The organism is Acinetobacter sp. FY683 (genome assembly GCF_059515885.1).
This window is the reverse complement of record NZ_JCAKNA010000001.1, coordinates 72,620-89,875: the sequence shown is the minus strand read 5'-3', so window position 1 is coordinate 89,875 and position 17,256 is coordinate 72,620. Positions and strand designations below refer to the sequence as shown.

Genomic DNA, 17,256 nt, shown 5'->3' with positions numbered 1-17,256 from the left:
TTATCAAAAAAGATATCAAATTTTAACGCTTTAACAATAGGCAATTATTCATGAATTGCCTATACTCAAGTGAATTACATTCAAAAAGAAATGGAACTTATGAAACTAAATGCCATCATTTTGACAGCACTTGCTGGTTTCGCACTTACTGCGTGTTCAACAACACCTACAATTCCACACATTAAAGCAGGCGCTTTACAGGAAGTAGAAAACCTAAAAGTACACCCAGAAACCACAAACAATAAAGCCCAACTCAACAAATTCGCAGACAAATGCGTCATTGAATTTACAGGACAACTTGAGTCAGGAAAAATTGTAGAACAATGGTCATTTAAAGGCTTAACTCTTATTTCAGCAGGTACAGCAACCTTCGAAAAAGATGGAACAAGTACAGCATCAAATTTTGACTTATACTCTCCAGAAGTACAAAAGAACTTCCTATCGCTACGCAACAACTTTGCAAAAGAAGCATTAGCACAATGTGAATAACTCACAATCTGCTCAAAAAGCCTTTGTTATTAATCACTAATCGAATTAAAACAAAGGCTTTTTTACATGTAAAATAAAAGCATAATGTAAAACTCGTGTAACTAAGCTGTATGGTTTTAATCTCAAACTAACATCATGCAAAAAAAAGCCGATAAGATTATTTTGTTAATAAAACCCAATATAGAAAAAGAGGATCCATCTAAGTGATCAATCCATCCAAAGCAGCACTATTTGTTTCGGCAATTCTTGCAACTACTCCCTTATTCGCCCAAACCAACACCACGCAAACAGCACAACCTGTAAAGCACTCTCCTGCTTATGGAGATAATCCAAATATTTTTGTCGTTTTGGGGCATAAAACCAAAGAAAAAGTTGAAACTACATTTTCAAGAATTGGCAATGCCACCGAACGTGGTGTAAACAAAATTAAACCGACAGCCCAAAAAACTGCAGACATCGCAGAATACTCTGCAGAAAAAACAGTTGATAAAACCATAGATAAAACAACGGTTTTTGCTGAAAAAACCAAAGACTTTGCCGAACAAACAGTAGAAAAAACTGCAAGTGGTATTGAAAACACCACGAACAAAGCAAAAGAAGCTATTTTTGGCAACCCAGAAGACAAAGCACCAATTATTCAACATTCACTCAGTCAGTCATCTACAGACAATCCACCAAAAACATTTTTAGACATTATTCCTGCACCACAACCAAAAATTATTGAACCGACACAAACAGCAACACCTCAGCCTGAAGTTCAAACACCTACAAGCTCAGATACACCATCCAATACAACACAAAATATCAGCTCAAATAACGAAGACTCAGATTCATCTCTTCCCCGATAAATTTAAAGTACATATACAAAAGAAAGCCCATCTTCTGATGGGCTTTTTTATTCTTTCAATTAAGCATTCACTTGTCGTATTGGCTGACCTTTTTTAAAGGCTTCTACATTTTCAACCATCTGTTGAACAATACGCTGACGTGCATCTACACTCCCCCACGCACTATGCGGTGTAATTAATAAATTGGGAATTTCGGGGTTTAACAACACATTGCCATCTTTCGGAGGTTCAACCAAAAGCACATCTGTTGCTGCACCTGCAATTTTTCCTGTAATCAAAGCATCTGCCAAATCTTGTTCATTCACAATACCGCCACGCGCACAGTTAATTAAAAATGCACTCGATTTCATGACATCAAAGGCTTTAGCATCTATTAAATTTTGCGTATCTGCACTCAATGGGCAATGCAAAGTTAGAAAATCAACCTGAGCTAACAATTCATTAAATGGAATACGATTTTCACCAGTCGGGCGATTTGGCAACGCTCCCACTAAAACTTTCATACCAAAAGCTTGTGCTAATTTCGCAACAGCTTTGCCCAATTCGCCATAACCTAAAATACCTAAAGTTTTGCCTTCAAGTTCTACAATTGGATAATCAAGCAAACAAAATTGCGATGCTTTATTCCACTCACCCTTTTGTACAGCATGATCATATTGTCTAAAAGATGTTGCCAAGTTAAGCATGAGCATAAGCGTATGTTGCGCCACAGCAGATGTACCATAAGCCTGACAATTACACACCACAATGCCCTGTCTTTTGGCTTGTGCTAAATCAATATTATTGGTGCCTGTCGCTGAAATTAGAATGAGTTTAAGTTTTGGACATTGTTGGATTGCTTCTGCATTCACCACAACTTTATTGCTAATAATGACATCAACATTTTGAATTCTTTCTAATAATTGTTCTGAAGATGTACTTGGATAAATGTCCCATTCATCGAAGATATTTTCTAAATTTTTAAAATTTAAGTCATTTTGATCTAAAGATGCGTAATCTAAAAATACGGCTTTCATGCTGCATTCCTTGCTTCATTCATGGAATTTTAAGGGATAAAAACTCCCTGTTCATTGCAAACAGTTTAAGCATATTTAAAATATTTAATAGAGCTGTTTTCACACATATCGATTTTTTATTTCTCATATACATTAAGCAATAAAGCATCAATAAGATATTGAAAGTCTTTTAAATATTCATTCTAAGAATATAAAAAAGCCTGCTATTTTACAGGCTTTTTATCGCAGTGATTTCGAATAGATAGAATGCTTTGTTTCACAACATAAATTGCGAGTCCCAACACCACCAAAATACCACTACCAAAAAAAACATAAGCAGGATACATGGTCGCCTGAGCAAAGGCAGGATTTGAAACAGTTAAACAAAATAGCGTGAACAATGAAATATTCAGAACATTTTTTGTCATAACACGACTCTTATCTTCCAATGATATTTTTATCGTTAAATTCATCTTAGATCGAATTAAAAATAAAGCAATAGTACAAAACTAGACCAAAGCCGTATTTAAAATTGCGATCTGTGATAGAGATTACATACTCAAAAAATATATTTGTAACTTAAGCTTCGCTTTCTAATTCCAATACAAATTTTGCAATTTCAGGAACATCTTCCACAAAGTCGTTACCGCCAAACTCATCACTCGCAAGGTTTAAGTTTTTATAGCTAACAACAAAGTAATCTTCATATTTTTTAATAATAAGTGGGCTCATCCCCACACCTAAGGCATCTTGTTCCTTAAATAACTTCATGACCAAACGATCATTCATTGCCACAATGTAGCGCTCATCATTCAAATGAATTTGTACTAAGCCTGTGCCCTTTGCATAAATTGGAATAAGCAATTTATGATTCAATGCAATCGCTTTTTCTGCGTAACTCTCAATTTTCTGGCTAATGACATTAAACACTAAGCCATGACCGTAATTGTCGAGTAACAAACTTCGGCTTTCTTGCGGTATATTAATTTGTACACCAAGCTTACTTAAATCACGCTCATCCACTTGTTTATTGCTGAGTAACGAGCGAATAAGTTGTTGTTTTTGCTTAGCATCAAAGAAATTACTATCGAGCTGTAAATCATTATTTTTTAGAATTTTCCCTAAAGATGCGCGGTGCTCTCTCAGTGATTTTTCAATCACTTTACGATAATAAAATTTACTGTTCTTTTTCACCTGACGAATCTTTTTATAGAAATAAGTTTCATCAAATTCTTGGGTTAAAAAGTCATTTAAAAGTTCTGAGCTTGCCAAAATTGCAACAGCATCATGCCCTGTAAATGGCAAATGCAAGGTATGAACTTGAGGCAATACTTCTTGAAGTTTAACGTAATGCGCGCGGTCTTCATCATAATAAGGATCGTACACCATAATATATTCACGATCGGCAGATACATCTTTAGCTTGCACTTTCATGTCTTGGTTTACATCTGCATGAAAGAACATGTTGTAGCGTAAATCGGTGACATCTTCAGGATTAATTGAAAATTGTGGCACAAGCGCAATCACACGTTTTAAATTCAAAAGGTTTGAATATTTAATTGCAGCATAGCCCCCCATTGAACCGCCATAACCTAGGCGTGTTTCAAATGGTGCAATCAGATCTGAAATAGCCTCTAGCATGTTGCGAATAGAGCTTTCAGGAAACCATGATTTTTCTTTTGGCATCACGCCAATCACATTGTATTGAAACTTTTCTAAAGATTTTTCGGCATTAATAGACAGACCCTTAGCGCGAGTAATTAAATCGCCAAAGGAAAAAACCAGTTCTTTTGATGAACCTTTTAGAAAAATAGCGCGAATATGTCCGTCTTCAAAAATTATCTGTTTGTCCATTCTCACACCAAGCAATAAGTTCGTTCTATTGCATATTAAGTTTACAATTCAATGCTATTGCGATTGATCAAAAGTGAATATGTTATTTTATAGATGCACGAAAGATAAAGAATCGCAAAATATGACACAATCTTTACATTCTTCCGCACAAAAAGGCTTCAGCTCGGCTGCTGAGCTTTATCAGCAAGTTCGTCCAAGTTATCCACAAAGTATAGCACTTTGGTTGCAAGATCGACTCCAACTTAGTACAGAAAGCAAGCTCTTAGACCTTGGTTCTGGGACTGGCAAATTCTTACCCTATTTACAACAAATAACACAGCAGATTACTGCTGTAGAGCCAATTGCTGAAATGTTGGCACAATTAAAACAGACTTATCCAAATGTGCAAACTTTGCAAGCATTTAGCCATAAAATCCCGATTCAACCACAAACGATAGATGTTGTGACATGTGCTCAATCATTTCATTGGTTTGCCAATCTAGAAACCTTAACAGAGATTCATCGTATATTAAAACCCAACGGCTATTTGGTTCTCATTTGGAATCAGCGAGATATTAATGTTCATTGGGTGAAAGCACTGGCAGATTTAATTTCACCTTTTGAAGGTGACACGCCGCGTTACCACAGCAACCAATGGAAAAATGTTTTTCAAGAACAGGAATTATTCAAACTTTTCCAAGAAACTACAATTCAACATTTGCATCATGGTACAGTGGAACACGTTGTTTCAAAACGCTTACTTTCAACCAGTTTTATTGCGGCAATGCCCCAATCAAAACAACTTGAGTTTAAAGCACAATTTGAAAAAATCGTACATGAACATACAGGGAAATCTGCACAAGATAATATCGATTTTCCATATACCACACATGTATATGTCTTTAAAAAAATAGCGACAGAATAGGATAATCTTCTCATGAATATTTTACTGAAACGTATGGCTTTTCCTGTACTTATTTGCTCTACATTATTTTTAAGTGCTTGTAATAATAAAAATGCTGAACACTCAGATGAAATAACTCCAGAAGATAAAGTCATGCAAGAACTATCCTCTGAAGCTGTTCGTCATTTTGATAAAACACCAAATGATCAACACGATATTCTTTTACTTGTGGACTATGACAACCGTTACACACAAGTCAGCGATGAAATGGAAGATGAACTTACCAAGCTCGCTAAGGCTGGAAACTTAACAGCTGAATTTTCATATACACGTAAAAAAGATAATTTAACCTCTGCTTCTGAAATGCTCAAAGCTTTAGATTTAAAAACCGAACAAGGTCGTTATATTCAAGGTCTGATCGCCAGTTATTGGGATAAGCAGCTTCAACTTTTAGAACAACATAAAGATAAGGCACTCGACGATAAAAGCCTCTCTGATGATAAATTAAAAGACTTAGGTTCTTATTTACATGCACAAGATCAACTTGAAAATTGGCGCTCTCAATATCCTGAAATGGAATCTCAACTTGATCAATAAATCAGGTTAAAGAGGAAATAAAAAAGGAATCACATTCGATTCCTTTTTTATTTCCTAGATTCGCATTTGAACGACATTTTCTATTTACTTAAATAAGAATGTACGCCTTCACCCGCTGCTCTACCTGTAGCAAAACAAGCGGTAAGTAAATACCCGCCTGTAGGCGCATCCCAATCGAGCATTTCACCACATAAGAATAATGTAGGATTTGATTTCAACTGCAAGTGTTCAGTTAATGCTTCTTGCTTCACTCCACCTGCACAGCTAATCGCTTCTTCAATGGGTCTAAAACCTGTTAATGGAATAACTAAGTTTTTTACTTTTTGCGCCAATGCATGTGCATCTGTCCAAATATTTTTCGCAACAAGTTCTCGAACTAAATTTGCTTTTGCTGTATCTAAACCTGCTTTACGCCAAATATTGCTTAACGATTGTTTTTTACTTGGCTGTAATTTTTTCGTGAGTTGCTCAATACTTTGATCGGGCAATAAATCCAAAGTTAATGCCATATATTGACCACATTTCACTTGCTCACGTAAAGCTCGACCTTGTTTATATACTAGTCCACTTTCTAAACCGTAATGGCTAATAACAATATCACCACTCGCTTTATCACCACTATTTACCCATGCTTCAACGCGCTTTAATGGTTCGCCAAATACAGGTTGCATAAACTTAGACCACGCAATTTCTACGCCTGCATTACTTGCCTGGAAGCTTTCAATATCAGATATATTCAACCATTTTTGCCATGCTCCATCACTTCCTAGCTTTGACCAAGACACTGCACCACAAGCCAAAACAATCGCATCGAACTTTTCTTCTAATGTTTGCCTCAATACAAGATTCTGAATGCTTAATGTCGCATCAGTTAAATCTGAAACTTGGTGTCTATAATGAAATTTAACACCATCGTCCATAAGGCGTTTTAACCACGCCCGAAGTAAAGGCGCAGCTTTCATTTCAATTGGAAATACGCGCCCCGATGTACCAACATAAGATTCAATTCCCAAGCTTTTCATCCAAGCTTGAATCCAATGGGCATCCCATTTTTTTACCCAAGGACTTAGCCATTCCACCCGATCATAGCGCTGTACAAATAGATCTACAGGTTCTGCATGTGAAATATTTAAACCTGTTTTTCCAGCCATTAAAAATTTACGTGCAGCAGATGGCTTTTGCTCATACACATGAATATCGTAGTTATACTGACTGAGCACTTCAGCAGCCATAAGCCCCGCAGGGCCCGCACCAATAATTGCAACACGCTTTTTCATGACTAAATTAATCCACTTTCTCTGCTGTAGCATTTACCCCTTGTAGAGGCTGAAAGTCATCAAAACGGGTGTTGTAATCGGCAGGTTTGGTCATCACAAGTTGTTGGCACAATTCACCGCGTTCTAAATATTTAATTTCAAAATGGGTACGTGCCGATGTTGCAGGAATAACTTCTTTTACAAACGGAAGCTTCCATACATCAATCAATTGCTTTTGGGCTTCTTCAATATATTCGGGAATATTACTGGCTAAAGTAATTGTACCGCCCACTTGTAAGCGAGAAATTAAAAACTCAAAGAACGGCATATTGAGCCAACGCTGTGCAGGATTATGCGGTTCTGGGTTTGGGTACAAAATAAAAAATTGTTCAACTTGTGCAGGAAACAATGCATGCACCACCCAAGGTAAAGCATCTGCATGAACAGGCTGAAAATTGCTTTGACCTTCAATACCATGTTGTTTTTGCATAGCTAAAAACTTTTCGCGTGTACGCTCAACCGCAATTAATTTTTTATCGGGATTTTGCCCACTAAAAAGTAGCGCGTGCTTCCCCTTTCCAGCACCAATTTCAATACAAATAGGTTCCTTTGAAATAGGTTTAAAGTCACGGGGAGCATGCATACGATGTGCTTGAAATTGACGAATTGGCATAATCAGATCAAACTAATAAAATTCTGCACAAGTCTAACAAGTGCAATCGATTTTGCCTAATTGAATCATCCATTTTCGTTTGGAGCTTATACATGACGACTTTAAATTGCCCACGCTGTGGGGAACTCACCCCTTGGGAAAATAATGAATATCGTCCTTTTTGTTCTGAAAGATGCAAACTGATTGACTTTGGTGCATGGGCAAACGAAGGCTATAAACTCCCAACTCAAGATGCGCCACAAGCCGATGGCGGACGTGAAGAAGATCAGTATTAATTTAAAAACTGCAAATAAAAAAAGGGCTGAATATTCAGACCTTTTTAATGCAGATATAAAATTAGCCAGCTTTACTTGCTACAAATGGATTGTGCTGTTTTTCAAAACCAATGGTACTCAATGGTCCATGACCTGAAATAAACTGAGTTTCATCTGGCAAGCTAAAACATTCGCGCTGAATAGAATCTAACAATTGTTGATGGTTTCCACGTGGAAAATCTGTACGTCCTATCGAGCCTTTAAAAAGCACATCACCTGTCCACAACAAACTGTAGTTTTTGTTATAAAACATGACATGACCTGGGGTATGTCCTGGTGCAAAGCGAACTTCAAATTCTTCCTCGCCTATTTTCAACACCTCCCCACCTTCAAGCCACTGGTCAACCTCAACCTTTTCAGGAATTGGAAAGCCATAACGTGCCGAAACTTCTTGAATTTGATCTAACCAAAAAGCATCTTCTTTATGTGGACCAATAACAGGAACAGACCAGACTTTTTTCAATGCACCAACCGCACCTGCATGATCTAAATGTCCATGCGTTAACCATAATGCTTTAACAGTTAAGCCAAGCTCTTCTACTTCAGCTTTAAGCTTTTCAGCATCGCCACCTGCATCAATCAAAATTGCTTCTTTGGTTTCCGAATCCCAAACAATTGAACAGTTTTGTTGGAATGCCGTGACAGGCACAATTTTGACTTGCAACATATGGCGAAAACCTCAATTTTTAAATGGCTAATGTTTGCTTTAAGGCATCAAGATTAGCTTGAACCAAGTGATTGAGCAATTGCAAATGATCATCACGCGAATTTAGCGCAGGAATATAAGCATAACTTTCACCACCTGCATCTTTAAATACTTCTTCATTTTGAATCGCTAATTCTTCAAGCGTTTCTAAGCAATCTGCTGAAAAAGCAGGGCTCATAATTTGCACCGACTTCACACCTTGCTTACCCCAATCTTCAAGCAGTACATCGGTATAAGGTTTTACCCATTCTTGCTTACCAAAACGCGATTGGAAACTAATAGCCCATTCATTTTCAGATAAACCTAGCGCTTCTGCGACCAATTTTGCTGTTGTACGACAACGGTCTGCATAAGGGTCACCCTTATCTGCATAAGGCTGAGGAATACCATGAAATGACATCAATAATTTTTCAGCTTTACCATGTTGAGCTTGATATTCACGCACACTTTGCGCTAAGGACTGAATATAAAGTGGATGCTGATAATAATCGCGAATAATGGTTAGACCTGGCAAATTGCGTTGCTGTGGAATCCATTTCGCAAAAGCATCGTACAAAGGAGCAGTCGATGTTGCTGAATACTGTGGAAACAACGGAAACAAAATAACGTGATCTTGCTGATTTTGACTTAAGCGCTCTAAAGCAGATGCAATTCCTGGATTACCATACGTCATGGCAGGAACAACAGTCAGCTCAAATTCAGGATACTGCTTTGTCAATGTTGTTTTAACACGCTCAACTTGTTGAAACATGATTTCACGCATTGGTGAATCTTTTGACCATACCATTTCATACGCATGTGCCACGCGCTTGGGACGAAATGGCAAAACAAATACATTTAGAATGATTTGCCAAATGGGTTTTGGAATTTCAATTACACGCTGATCGGACAAAAACTGTTTCAGGAATCGACGAACTGCTGGCACCGTGGGTGCATCAGGCGTACCTAGATTAGCCAAAATCACGGTCACTTTGGGTTTAGTTGCAGTCATCATCAAGCCTTTTTCTTATTCAGTTTGAATAAGCTTACTTTAACAGCTTTCTAGACATTCTTGATATTGATTAATTCTAAGATCTAAATTGTAAAGTCCGATCACTATCTAATAAATTACTTTCTAAAAGACGTTTTGCTTTCGGAGAAACTTTCCACAGCATACGTTGGCGATCATCACGCCCTGTCGGCACAATCCAATCATTTTCACGCATTTGCATTTTAATGGTGTGTAAAGCACGAATATTGATTTGTGCACGTGCAACTGCATGCGCTCGTGGCATCTCTTCACGCGCATCTGCAAGTCCAGTTTCATTTAAATATTCATTCATACTCTTAGAAAAGAAATCTTCTGGAGTAGGATTAATAAATGTTGTACCCAAAACACTTAATAACTGCGCCCATGTCATACGGCGCTGTACTTTTAGCTCTTTAAAATTACCGTCTTGATAAGCGTGCATTCGATATTCAAAAGAAAAATCTTCATGCATCGAAACTTTTTTAATATTCAAAAATGGATCTGCTTCACGCGTACCAGCATTTGTTTCTAATTGAACAATAGTCGCTTTCAGCGCTTCAATTTGATCATGTAAAGCTTGTGTATTTTGAGGACGAACCCAACCAGAAACGGGATAACGCTCTAAAATTTGAGACATATTTAAACGTACAGCAAGCTCTAAATCTCGCATAGTTCGATATGTAAAAATTTGATCAACGTCTTGCATAATCAACTTACGAAATTCTTTGAATTTCTCTCTTAATTCTGGCTTTTCATCATGCAAAGATTCATCACGTGCATCTGGATTTTCATGTACAAAGGCAATAATTGGCTTTTGCTTGGTCACAGCATAAATGTACTCAAGATGCATATAGCCAACACCAGAGACTGACTGCTCTCCATATTGACTACCTAATATCACCACCACATAATCACAATCATCAATTTGGCGACGTGCAAAAGTCGTACTTAAAGGTGTACGTTGCTCTAATCCCCAAGAGAAAAAACCCATACCAACCAGAGTTTGGGACAATACAATTCGTTCTGGTTGCATTTCACGGCCAGAAGTAGAGATAAAAACCTGATAACGCTTATCGAGCATTGGGTTTCCTTTCTATATTATGTATTTTTAAATTCAATCAACACTTAAATCTTAAAATATAAATTTTAAATGTTTTTTATTTCCCATGTTAAATCAGATGGAATAAGGTGCTGTAACACTGTTGTTAATTCAGCTGCATTATTTCCACTCACATAACAGGAAACACGAAAGTCTGACTTAAGATTCCGTTCAAATAATAACGCATTTTTGATTAGAATGCGGGAAGTTTGTCGCGCTACAGCCTGTCCAGAGTCAATTAATTTTAATTTTTCACCAAAAATATGTTGAATTGCAGGCTTTAAAAATGGGTAATGCGTGCAGCCTAAAACTAAAAAATCTGCACGTTGATTGACTGCAGGTTGTAAAATTTCTTGCAATGCTGATAAGCATGCTTCACTCATTTGCTCTCCTGCTTCAACAAATGGCACCAAATCTAAACAAGTAATTGGAAGCACAGATACATGAGCAGGAATGGCAAAACGCTGAATAACGTCTTTAATAAGTTTGCCACGAAAAGTTGCAGGTGTTGCTAAAACTGCGACTGTTTTTGTTGTTGTTTGAAGAACAGCTGGTTTAAGTGCGGGAACCAAGCCCACTATAGGAAAGTTCTCACCATAATGTTCACGTAAATAATCTAAACTAAATGCGGAAGCTGTATTACACGCCACTACGGCAATTTTACATCCCTGACGATACAACCACTCAATGGCATGAGCCGTAAGTTCACGAATATTTTGATCACTACGTGGACCATAAGGCACATTAGCAGTATCTGCATAATAAACAATACGTTCATTTGGCAAATATCGTGCAATTTCAATTGCTACAGACAAGCCACCAATTCCCGAATCAAAAATACCAATAGGCGCACTCGGCTTTGCCTTAGGCATTGGTTCATTTAAAGGGTAAATAGGATGAATGGCTGTCATATCTTTAAATTCAAAAGTTCGAAATAAGATCGCTAAAGCTTAAACCTCAGGTGCCTAATTGCAAGTGTAAATCACCACTTTTAAGCAATAAAAATGCTTCACCTTGTTCATTTTCTTTCAACTCCCCCATTTCGACTAAATGAAAAAATGAAGATCTTTGAATTAATGCATTAATCCCAAAACGAACATGTACATAAGGACGCAACTCACCTGCGTATTCACGCATAAAAATGGAATGTTCTTTATCAACAATAATAACATCGTCTGTTGTAGTACTAAGTTGCAAATAATCTTGCCCCTCAATTTCTACTCGATCGACCTGATTTACAAATAAAGGTTCATCTTCAACTTCAATTTCTATTTGCTCTACAGGCGTTTTTAAATAGAACTTTCCATTCTCTTTCCAAAGTACTGTCGAAAAGAGATCAATCAATGCTTTTCTTTTGATTAATTGACCTTCGTGCCACCATTCTCCATTGGCTTTTATTATCAAATTCATTGTGCCACAATGCTTTGGGTGCCATTGCTCTAAAGGCGGAATTGACTTTTTGTGACCGGACTGTCCACCTTTTAAGTATTGTGCAACATCCATTAAATTCTTATGATCAGAAATCGCTAGTTTTTTCGTCGGATTTGATGAATTATTTTTGTGTGCCATAAATGCATACCTTACTGACGGAAAAATAATATGATTTAGCCAATTGGCTAGATCAAGGTTTAAAACTATACTAGCCCATATTATAAAAGACACGATCTTTTTGTGTCTGGGAACCGAACACTCATGGCAGCACCGAATTGAAAAATTACGGATGCCACCTTCGTTATATATGAGGAGTCCTACATGGAGCACATCGAACGTGAATCGATGGAGTTTGACGTAGTCATTGTTGGTGCAGGCCCTGCGGGTCTTTCTGCAGCAATTAAAATTCGTCAACTTGCAATTGAAAATAACCTGAACGATTTGTCCGTTTGTGTCGTAGAAAAAGGCTCCGAAGTTGGTGCGCATATTCTGTCTGGTGCTGTTCTAGAACCACGCGCAATGAATGAATTGTTCCCAAATTGGAAAGAAGAAGGTGCGCCTTTAAATGTTCCTGTAACTACAGATGAAACATACTTCTTAACTTCTCCTGAAAAATCACAGTTAGCTCCACATTGGATGGTTCCAAAAACCATGCATAACGAAGGTAACTACGTTATTTCATTGGGTAACGTAGTTCGTTGGTTAGGACAAAAAGCTGAAGAATTAGAAGTTTCCATTTTCCCAGGTTTTGCTGCTTCTGAAATTCTTTATCATGAAGATGGTACTGTTAAAGGTATCCAAACAGGTGATATGGGGATTGGTAAAGATGGTGAACCTACGCATAACTTTGCACCAGGTTACGAACTTCATGCCAAATACACTCTATTTGCTGAAGGTTGCCGTGGTCATTTAGGTAAACGCCTGATTGCGAAATTCGACCTAGATAAAGATGCCGATCCACAACATTATGGTATTGGTATCAAAGAACTTTGGGAAATTGACCCTGCTAAACATAAAGCAGGTGCAGTAATGCACGGTGCAGGTTGGCCGTTAAGTGAAACTGGTTCTGCTGGTGGCTGGTGGTTATATCACGCTGAAAACAACCAAGTTACCTTAGGTATGATTGTTGATCTTTCTTACCAAAATCCACATATGTATCCATTTATGGAAATGCAGCGTTGGAAAACGCATCCACTAATCAAACAAGTGCTTGAAGGTGGTAAACGTATTTCTTATGGCGCACGTGCCGTAGTAAAAGGTGGTTTTAACTCACTTCCTAAATTTACATTCCCTGGTGGTTCTTTAATTGGTGATGATGCAGGTTTCTTAAACTTTGCAAAAATTAAAGGTTCACATACTGCCATGAAATCGGGCATGTTATGTGGCGAAGCTGTATTTGAAGCCATTCAAGCAGGTGTAGAAAAAGGTGGTGACCTTGCCATTGCTCGTGTAATTGAAGGTGAAGACTTCTTTACTAAAGAATTAACGTCTTACACTGAAAAATACAACAACAGCTGGTTAAAAGAAGAGTTATACAATTGCCGTAACTTTGGCCCAGCAATGCATAAATTTGGTACTTTCGCTGGTGGTGCGTTCAACTTCATCGACCAAAATGTATTTAAAGTTCCATTTACACTGCATGACTTAGTGCCTGACTTCAGCGCATTAAAAACTGTAGATGCTGCAAGTGTTAAACCAAACTATCCAAAACCAGATGGTAAGCTTACATTTGACCGCTTATCTTCTGTATTTGTATCGAACACCGTACATGAAGAGAATCAGCCTGCTCACTTAAAACTGACAGATGCATCTATTCCAGTAAATGTAAACTTGCCAAAATGGGATGAGCCTGCTCAGCGCTACTGCCCTGCTGGTGTTTACGAAATTATGGAAGAAAATGACGGTTCTAAGCGTTTCCAAATTAACGCTGCAAACTGTGTTCACTGTAAAACTTGTGACATTAAAGATCCATCTCAAAACATTACTTGGGTAACACCTGAGGGTGGTGGTGGTCCTAACTATCCAAATATGTAATTTGGACAGTTCTTGCGCGAGCTCATACCCTAACATGTAATGTCTTTGCGGCAGATAAAACTATGTTTTACCTGCCTCATCTTGCGAAGCAGTGCTTCTCATATCCAAATATGTAATTTGAATCAAATCGTGTAAGAGAAAAATTATAGATTTCTCTCTTACAATAAAAAAATCCCTACTAAATGCAGGGATTTTTTTATTGCTTAAAAGTTTTAGCCTTTTTTAACTAAATAATGAAATTCTTTATTACCTTCTTCATCTAATTTTTCTTCTTGCAGTAATAGTTCATGACCTAAATGCATACAAAACTTTGGAATATCCCAAGAAGTCGAATTATCTGTAGCAAAAACCTCAACAATATCGCCAGATTTCGACTTACGAATAGCCTGATGAAGCATCATCACAGGTTCAGGACAGCGTAGTCCACGTGTATTTAATTGAATACTTGGTTCAATAAATGAATCAGACATCACTATACTCAAAAATTTAAACTTTTTACATTCTAGCACAACGCAAGAATTCCCCATGCAATACAAACTGTTGCGTATTTGAAAAGTACTCAACAAAAATGACGACTATCCAACTATTTAATAGATAGACATCTATATTTTCTTCGGTATGATAAAATTACATTTTTGAAATTTTAAGAGTCTTTAGGAAAGATCATGCACGAGGAATCCGGCACATCGTGGGGAATGCGTGGCTTACGCAAATGGTTAGGTACTGCACCAGAAACTCGCGATGAGCTATTAAAACTAGTACAAGATTCACGTCGTTTTTTAGAGCCCGATACCGTGGCAATGCTTGAAGGTGTTTTTGACCTGCCTGCAACAAAAATTCGTGAAGTTATGACTCCACGTACAGCAATGATTAGCCTACAAGAAGATGATGAATTACTTGATATTTTACATGTTCTTGTAGAGTCAGCACATTCACGTTTCCCCGTATTCTCTTCAGATCAACCCGATAATGTTGTCGGAATTTTATTGGCAAAAGACTTATTGCCATTTCTTACAGAACCAAACACAAAGGTCGATATTCGCGCGCTTATGCGTCAGCCATTATTTGTGCCTGAAAGTGCACGTTCAGACCAAGTTCTTCGAATGTTAAAAAACACTCAAACACATATTGCAATTGTGATTGATGAATATGGCACAACTTCAGGTTTGGTCACGTTAGAAGATATTCTTGAAGAAATTGTCGGTGAAATCGAAGATGAACACGACAAACTAGATGAAGAAGCTGAATATATTGTTCCCGATCAGGATCCCAAAACAGCAAATACTTGGATTGTTCAAGCACTCACACCAATTGAACACTTCAATGATGTTTTAAGTTCAGAGTTTTCAGATGATGAAGTTGAAACTGTGGGTGGATTATTATTACAGGAAATTGGTCTAGTTAGTGATTTACAAGGTCAAGTTGTTGAAATTGATGATTGGGAATTTACAATATTAGAAGCTGACTCACGTACCATTCACCTCATAAGAGCCAAACATAAATGAGGACATTTTTTAATAAATTGTTAAAACCGTCTGAACAACAAAAACAATTACCCTTCATTTACCCTTTGCTAATATCCCTATTAGCAGGGGGAATTTTTAGTTTTGCCTTAGCACCATACCACTATTGGTGGCTTGCGATTTTATCCCCTGCCTTACTTTATGCAACATTACATCGTCGCACTCCAAAGCAAGCTGCTGTTTTAGGCTGGGCGTATGGTTTTGGTTTATGGTTTGTTGGCGCATTTTGGCTTTACACCTCCATCCACGTTTATGGTGATACCAATTCTGCTTTGAGTGTTCTACTCATTGCGCTTATGGCAATTGCAATGGGACTGTTTACTGCAGTTCAAACTTGGATGTACCGTCGTTTCTTTCCTGAAACCCCACTCACATTTGCTCCGCTTTGGGTATTCTTTGAGTGGGCAAAGACATGGGTATTTACAGGTTTCCCATGGCTCTTTGTTGGTTATGCATTTACCGAAAGACTACTCGATAACTACGCACCATTATTTGGTATTTTTGGCGTTTCTTTTGTTGTCATTACCATTGCTTGTGCATTGGTCGAAATACTACAAAAACGGTTTTTCTGGATCATTCCTATTGCAGTTTTATTAATTGGGGCTTGGGCTGCATCATTTATTCAGTTTGTTCATCCTAAAAATACTAAACCTCTGACCGTTTCTTTAATTCAAGGCAATATTCCTCAAGATTTAAAATGGTTAACAGAATACCAAGCTAAAACTTTAGAAATTTATACAGAATTATCACAGCGTGAATGGGGTCGTGATTTAATAGTTTGGCCTGAATCTTCAATTCCATTACCACAAACTGAAATTCAACCCTTTTTAGATGCTGTTAGCTATAAAGCACAAAATATGCATTCTGCATGGGTAACAGGCTTGGTATATATTGATCAAGAAGAATCCCAAGAAACAAATCGTTTGATGTATTACAACACGATTATGGCTTCGGGTTACGATACAGATGGACTCTATAAGAAACAGCGCCTTGTGCCTTTTGGGGAATATATTCCACTATCAGGTTTATTAAGTTGGGTACTTCCCGCTTTCCAAAATGACCCTGCTGCTGCGGGCTTCTCACGCGGTGAAAGCAACCAACACGCATTAACTGTTCAAAAGCATCAATTAGGAACAGCCATTTGCTATGAAGTGGCATATCCAAACCTAACGCGTCGTAATGCATTAAATAGTGACTACCTTGTTACCGTCTCAAATGATGCATGGTTTACAGGTACAGCTGGTCCTCAACAACATTTACAAATGGTACAAATGCGTGCCAAAGAAAATGGGCGTTGGTTTATTCGTGCAACCAATACAGGTGTGACTGCGTTTATTAATGAACAAGGTCATATCGTCAGCCGTGCACCTATGGACCAAGCAACGGTTTTACGTGGCAATCTACCAGCAATGGAAGGTCAAACGCTATATAGCCGATTAAGCGATTGGCCAGTGCTTATTTTCTCTGCACTGCTTTTACTTTTAGGTTTAAGGTTCCGCCCACGAGTTGTAGATGTTTCATTTAAATCCCGTCGATAACAAATAA

The 17,256-nt window shown here is 37.7% G+C and carries 19 protein-coding genes; 8 read left to right on the top strand and 11 right to left on the bottom strand.

Annotated features, from left to right (window positions below; all coding sequences use genetic code 11):
- The first annotated feature begins 99 nt into the window (after positions 1–99).
- Both AC5YDH_RS00425 and AC5YDH_RS00420 read left to right on the top strand, forming a co-directional pair.
- Positions 100–489 (top strand): hypothetical protein, encoded by a 390-nt coding sequence (locus AC5YDH_RS00425; protein WP_496116266.1) that lies wholly within the window; start codon positions 100–102, stop codon positions 487–489.
- Positions 490–692: 203 nt separating this feature from the next.
- Positions 693–1,337 (top strand): hypothetical protein, encoded by a 645-nt coding sequence (locus tag AC5YDH_RS00420; RefSeq protein WP_496116265.1) that lies wholly within the window; start codon positions 693–695, stop codon positions 1,335–1,337.
- Positions 1,338–1,396: 59 nt separating this feature from the next.
- Here AC5YDH_RS00420 and AC5YDH_RS00415 read toward each other — a convergent pair whose 3' ends face one another.
- From AC5YDH_RS00415 to AC5YDH_RS00405, 3 genes are all read right to left on the bottom strand, one after another.
- Positions 1,397–2,353 carry a 2-hydroxyacid dehydrogenase gene (locus AC5YDH_RS00415; protein WP_496116264.1) on the bottom strand — a complete coding sequence of 319 codons (957 nt, stop codon included), beginning with the start codon at positions 2,351–2,353 and terminating at the stop codon, positions 1,397–1,399.
- A 203-nt stretch (positions 2,354–2,556) separates the two neighbouring features.
- Positions 2,557–2,760: a hypothetical protein gene (locus AC5YDH_RS00410; protein ID WP_496116262.1), complete on the bottom strand. Its 204-nt coding sequence runs from the start codon at positions 2,758–2,760 to the stop codon at positions 2,557–2,559.
- A 151-nt stretch (positions 2,761–2,911) separates the two neighbouring features.
- Positions 2,912–4,186: a hypothetical protein gene (locus AC5YDH_RS00405; RefSeq protein ID WP_496116261.1), complete on the bottom strand. Its 1,275-nt coding sequence runs from the start codon at positions 4,184–4,186 to the stop codon at positions 2,912–2,914.
- 121 nt (positions 4,187–4,307) lie between these two features.
- Between AC5YDH_RS00405 and AC5YDH_RS00400 the strand changes: the two genes are divergently transcribed.
- Complete coding sequence (locus AC5YDH_RS00400; RefSeq protein WP_496116259.1) at positions 4,308–5,090, top strand: class I SAM-dependent methyltransferase; 783 nt, start codon at positions 4,308–4,310, stop codon at positions 5,088–5,090.
- A 12-nt stretch (positions 5,091–5,102) separates the two neighbouring features.
- On the top strand, positions 5,103–5,666 hold the full coding sequence (locus tag AC5YDH_RS00395; protein WP_496116258.1) for a hypothetical protein: 564 nt from the start codon (positions 5,103–5,105) through the stop codon (positions 5,664–5,666).
- A gap of 80 nt (positions 5,667–5,746) precedes the next feature.
- On the opposite strand, the gene AC5YDH_RS00390 is transcribed toward AC5YDH_RS00395, so the two are convergent.
- Together AC5YDH_RS00390 and AC5YDH_RS00385 are read right to left on the bottom strand one after the other, a co-directional pair.
- Positions 5,747–6,943, bottom strand: a complete 1,197-nt coding sequence (locus AC5YDH_RS00390; RefSeq protein WP_496116399.1) for a TIGR03862 family flavoprotein — start codon at positions 6,941–6,943, stop codon at positions 5,747–5,749.
- Positions 6,944–6,950: 7 nt separating this feature from the next.
- Positions 6,951–7,601 (bottom strand): class I SAM-dependent methyltransferase, encoded by a 651-nt coding sequence (locus AC5YDH_RS00385; protein ID WP_496116398.1) that lies wholly within the window; start codon positions 7,599–7,601, stop codon positions 6,951–6,953.
- Between the two features lie 86 nt (positions 7,602–7,687).
- On the opposite strand from AC5YDH_RS00385, the gene AC5YDH_RS00380 reads away from it, so the two are divergent.
- Positions 7,688–7,870 (top strand): DNA gyrase inhibitor YacG, encoded by a 183-nt coding sequence (locus tag AC5YDH_RS00380; RefSeq protein ID WP_496116257.1) that lies wholly within the window; start codon positions 7,688–7,690, stop codon positions 7,868–7,870.
- Positions 7,871–7,931: 61 nt separating this feature from the next.
- Here AC5YDH_RS00380 and AC5YDH_RS00375 read toward each other — a convergent pair whose 3' ends face one another.
- The 5 genes from AC5YDH_RS00375 to AC5YDH_RS00355 form a co-directional block, all read right to left on the bottom strand.
- Entirely contained in the window at positions 7,932–8,576 is a 645-nt protein-coding gene (locus AC5YDH_RS00375; RefSeq protein WP_496116255.1) for an MBL fold metallo-hydrolase, read from the bottom strand.
- Between the two features lie 19 nt (positions 8,577–8,595).
- Positions 8,596–9,609, bottom strand: coding sequence for a ferrochelatase (gene hemH, locus AC5YDH_RS00370; protein ID WP_496116254.1), 1,014 nt, complete (start codon positions 9,607–9,609; stop codon positions 8,596–8,598).
- Between the two features lie 73 nt (positions 9,610–9,682).
- Positions 9,683–10,705 (bottom strand): DUF4062 domain-containing protein, encoded by a 1,023-nt coding sequence (locus AC5YDH_RS00365; RefSeq protein WP_496116253.1) that lies wholly within the window; start codon positions 10,703–10,705, stop codon positions 9,683–9,685.
- A gap of 65 nt (positions 10,706–10,770) precedes the next feature.
- Entirely contained in the window at positions 10,771–11,634 is an 864-nt protein-coding gene (gene murI / locus AC5YDH_RS00360) for a glutamate racemase (protein ID WP_496116252.1), read from the bottom strand.
- Between the two features lie 46 nt (positions 11,635–11,680).
- Positions 11,681–12,292: a DUF1285 domain-containing protein gene (locus tag AC5YDH_RS00355; RefSeq protein WP_496116251.1), complete on the bottom strand. Its 612-nt coding sequence runs from the start codon at positions 12,290–12,292 to the stop codon at positions 11,681–11,683.
- A 183-nt stretch (positions 12,293–12,475) separates the two neighbouring features.
- Between AC5YDH_RS00355 and AC5YDH_RS00350 the strand changes: the two genes are divergently transcribed.
- Positions 12,476–14,188, top strand: coding sequence for an electron transfer flavoprotein-ubiquinone oxidoreductase (locus AC5YDH_RS00350; RefSeq protein WP_496116250.1), 1,713 nt, complete (start codon positions 12,476–12,478; stop codon positions 14,186–14,188).
- Between the two features lie 212 nt (positions 14,189–14,400).
- On the opposite strand, the gene tusA is transcribed toward AC5YDH_RS00350, so the two are convergent.
- A complete protein-coding gene (gene tusA, locus AC5YDH_RS00345) occupies positions 14,401–14,658 on the bottom strand; it encodes a sulfurtransferase TusA (RefSeq protein ID WP_496116249.1) in 258 nt (85 codons plus the stop codon).
- 195 nt (positions 14,659–14,853) lie between these two features.
- Here tusA and AC5YDH_RS00340 point away from each other — a divergent pair, with 195 nt between their 5' ends.
- Positions 14,854–15,693, top strand: coding sequence for a CorC family transporter (locus AC5YDH_RS00340; RefSeq protein WP_496116248.1), 840 nt, complete (start codon positions 14,854–14,856; stop codon positions 15,691–15,693).
- A complete protein-coding gene (gene lnt / locus AC5YDH_RS00335; RefSeq protein ID WP_496116247.1) occupies positions 15,690–17,249 on the top strand; it encodes an apolipoprotein N-acyltransferase in 1,560 nt (519 codons plus the stop codon). Before AC5YDH_RS00340 ends, lnt begins: the two co-directional genes overlap by 4 nt.
- The last annotated feature ends 7 nt before the right edge of the window (positions 17,250–17,256 follow it).

Excerpts from the sequence above, each read along its gene's own strand:
- AC5YDH_RS00380 (WP_496116257.1), top strand. The coding sequence starts at position 7,688 with ATGACGACTTTAAATTGCCCACGCTGTGGGGAACTCACCCCTTGGGAA.
- AC5YDH_RS00365 (WP_496116253.1), bottom strand. The coding sequence starts at position 10,705 with ATGCTCGATAAGCGTTATCAGGTTTTTATCTCTACTTCTGGCCGTGAA.
- AC5YDH_RS00390 (WP_496116399.1), bottom strand. The coding sequence starts at position 6,943 with ATGAAAAAGCGTGTTGCAATTATTGGTGCGGGCCCTGCGGGGCTTATG.
- AC5YDH_RS00395 (WP_496116258.1), top strand. The coding sequence starts at position 5,103 with ATGAATATTTTACTGAAACGTATGGCTTTTCCTGTACTTATTTGCTCT.
- AC5YDH_RS00340 (WP_496116248.1), top strand. The coding sequence starts at position 14,854 with ATGCACGAGGAATCCGGCACATCGTGGGGAATGCGTGGCTTACGCAAA.
- AC5YDH_RS00405 (WP_496116261.1), bottom strand. The coding sequence starts at position 4,186 with ATGGACAAACAGATAATTTTTGAAGACGGACATATTCGCGCTATTTTT.
- AC5YDH_RS00355 (WP_496116251.1), bottom strand. The coding sequence starts at position 12,292 with ATGGCACACAAAAATAATTCATCAAATCCGACGAAAAAACTAGCGATT.
- tusA (WP_496116249.1), bottom strand. The coding sequence starts at position 14,658 with ATGTCTGATTCATTTATTGAACCAAGTATTCAATTAAATACACGTGGA.
- lnt (WP_496116247.1), top strand. The coding sequence starts at position 15,690 with ATGAGGACATTTTTTAATAAATTGTTAAAACCGTCTGAACAACAAAAA.
- AC5YDH_RS00400 (WP_496116259.1), top strand. The coding sequence starts at position 4,308 with ATGACACAATCTTTACATTCTTCCGCACAAAAAGGCTTCAGCTCGGCT.
- AC5YDH_RS00410 (WP_496116262.1), bottom strand. The coding sequence starts at position 2,760 with ATGACAAAAAATGTTCTGAATATTTCATTGTTCACGCTATTTTGTTTA.
- AC5YDH_RS00425 (WP_496116266.1), top strand. The coding sequence starts at position 100 with ATGAAACTAAATGCCATCATTTTGACAGCACTTGCTGGTTTCGCACTT.
- AC5YDH_RS00375 (WP_496116255.1), bottom strand. The coding sequence starts at position 8,576 with ATGTTGCAAGTCAAAATTGTGCCTGTCACGGCATTCCAACAAAACTGT.
- AC5YDH_RS00415 (WP_496116264.1), bottom strand. The coding sequence starts at position 2,353 with ATGAAAGCCGTATTTTTAGATTACGCATCTTTAGATCAAAATGACTTA.
- AC5YDH_RS00350 (WP_496116250.1), top strand. The coding sequence starts at position 12,476 with ATGGAGCACATCGAACGTGAATCGATGGAGTTTGACGTAGTCATTGTT.
- hemH (WP_496116254.1), bottom strand. The coding sequence starts at position 9,609 with ATGATGACTGCAACTAAACCCAAAGTGACCGTGATTTTGGCTAATCTA.
- murI (WP_496116252.1), bottom strand. The coding sequence starts at position 11,634 with ATGACAGCCATTCATCCTATTTACCCTTTAAATGAACCAATGCCTAAG.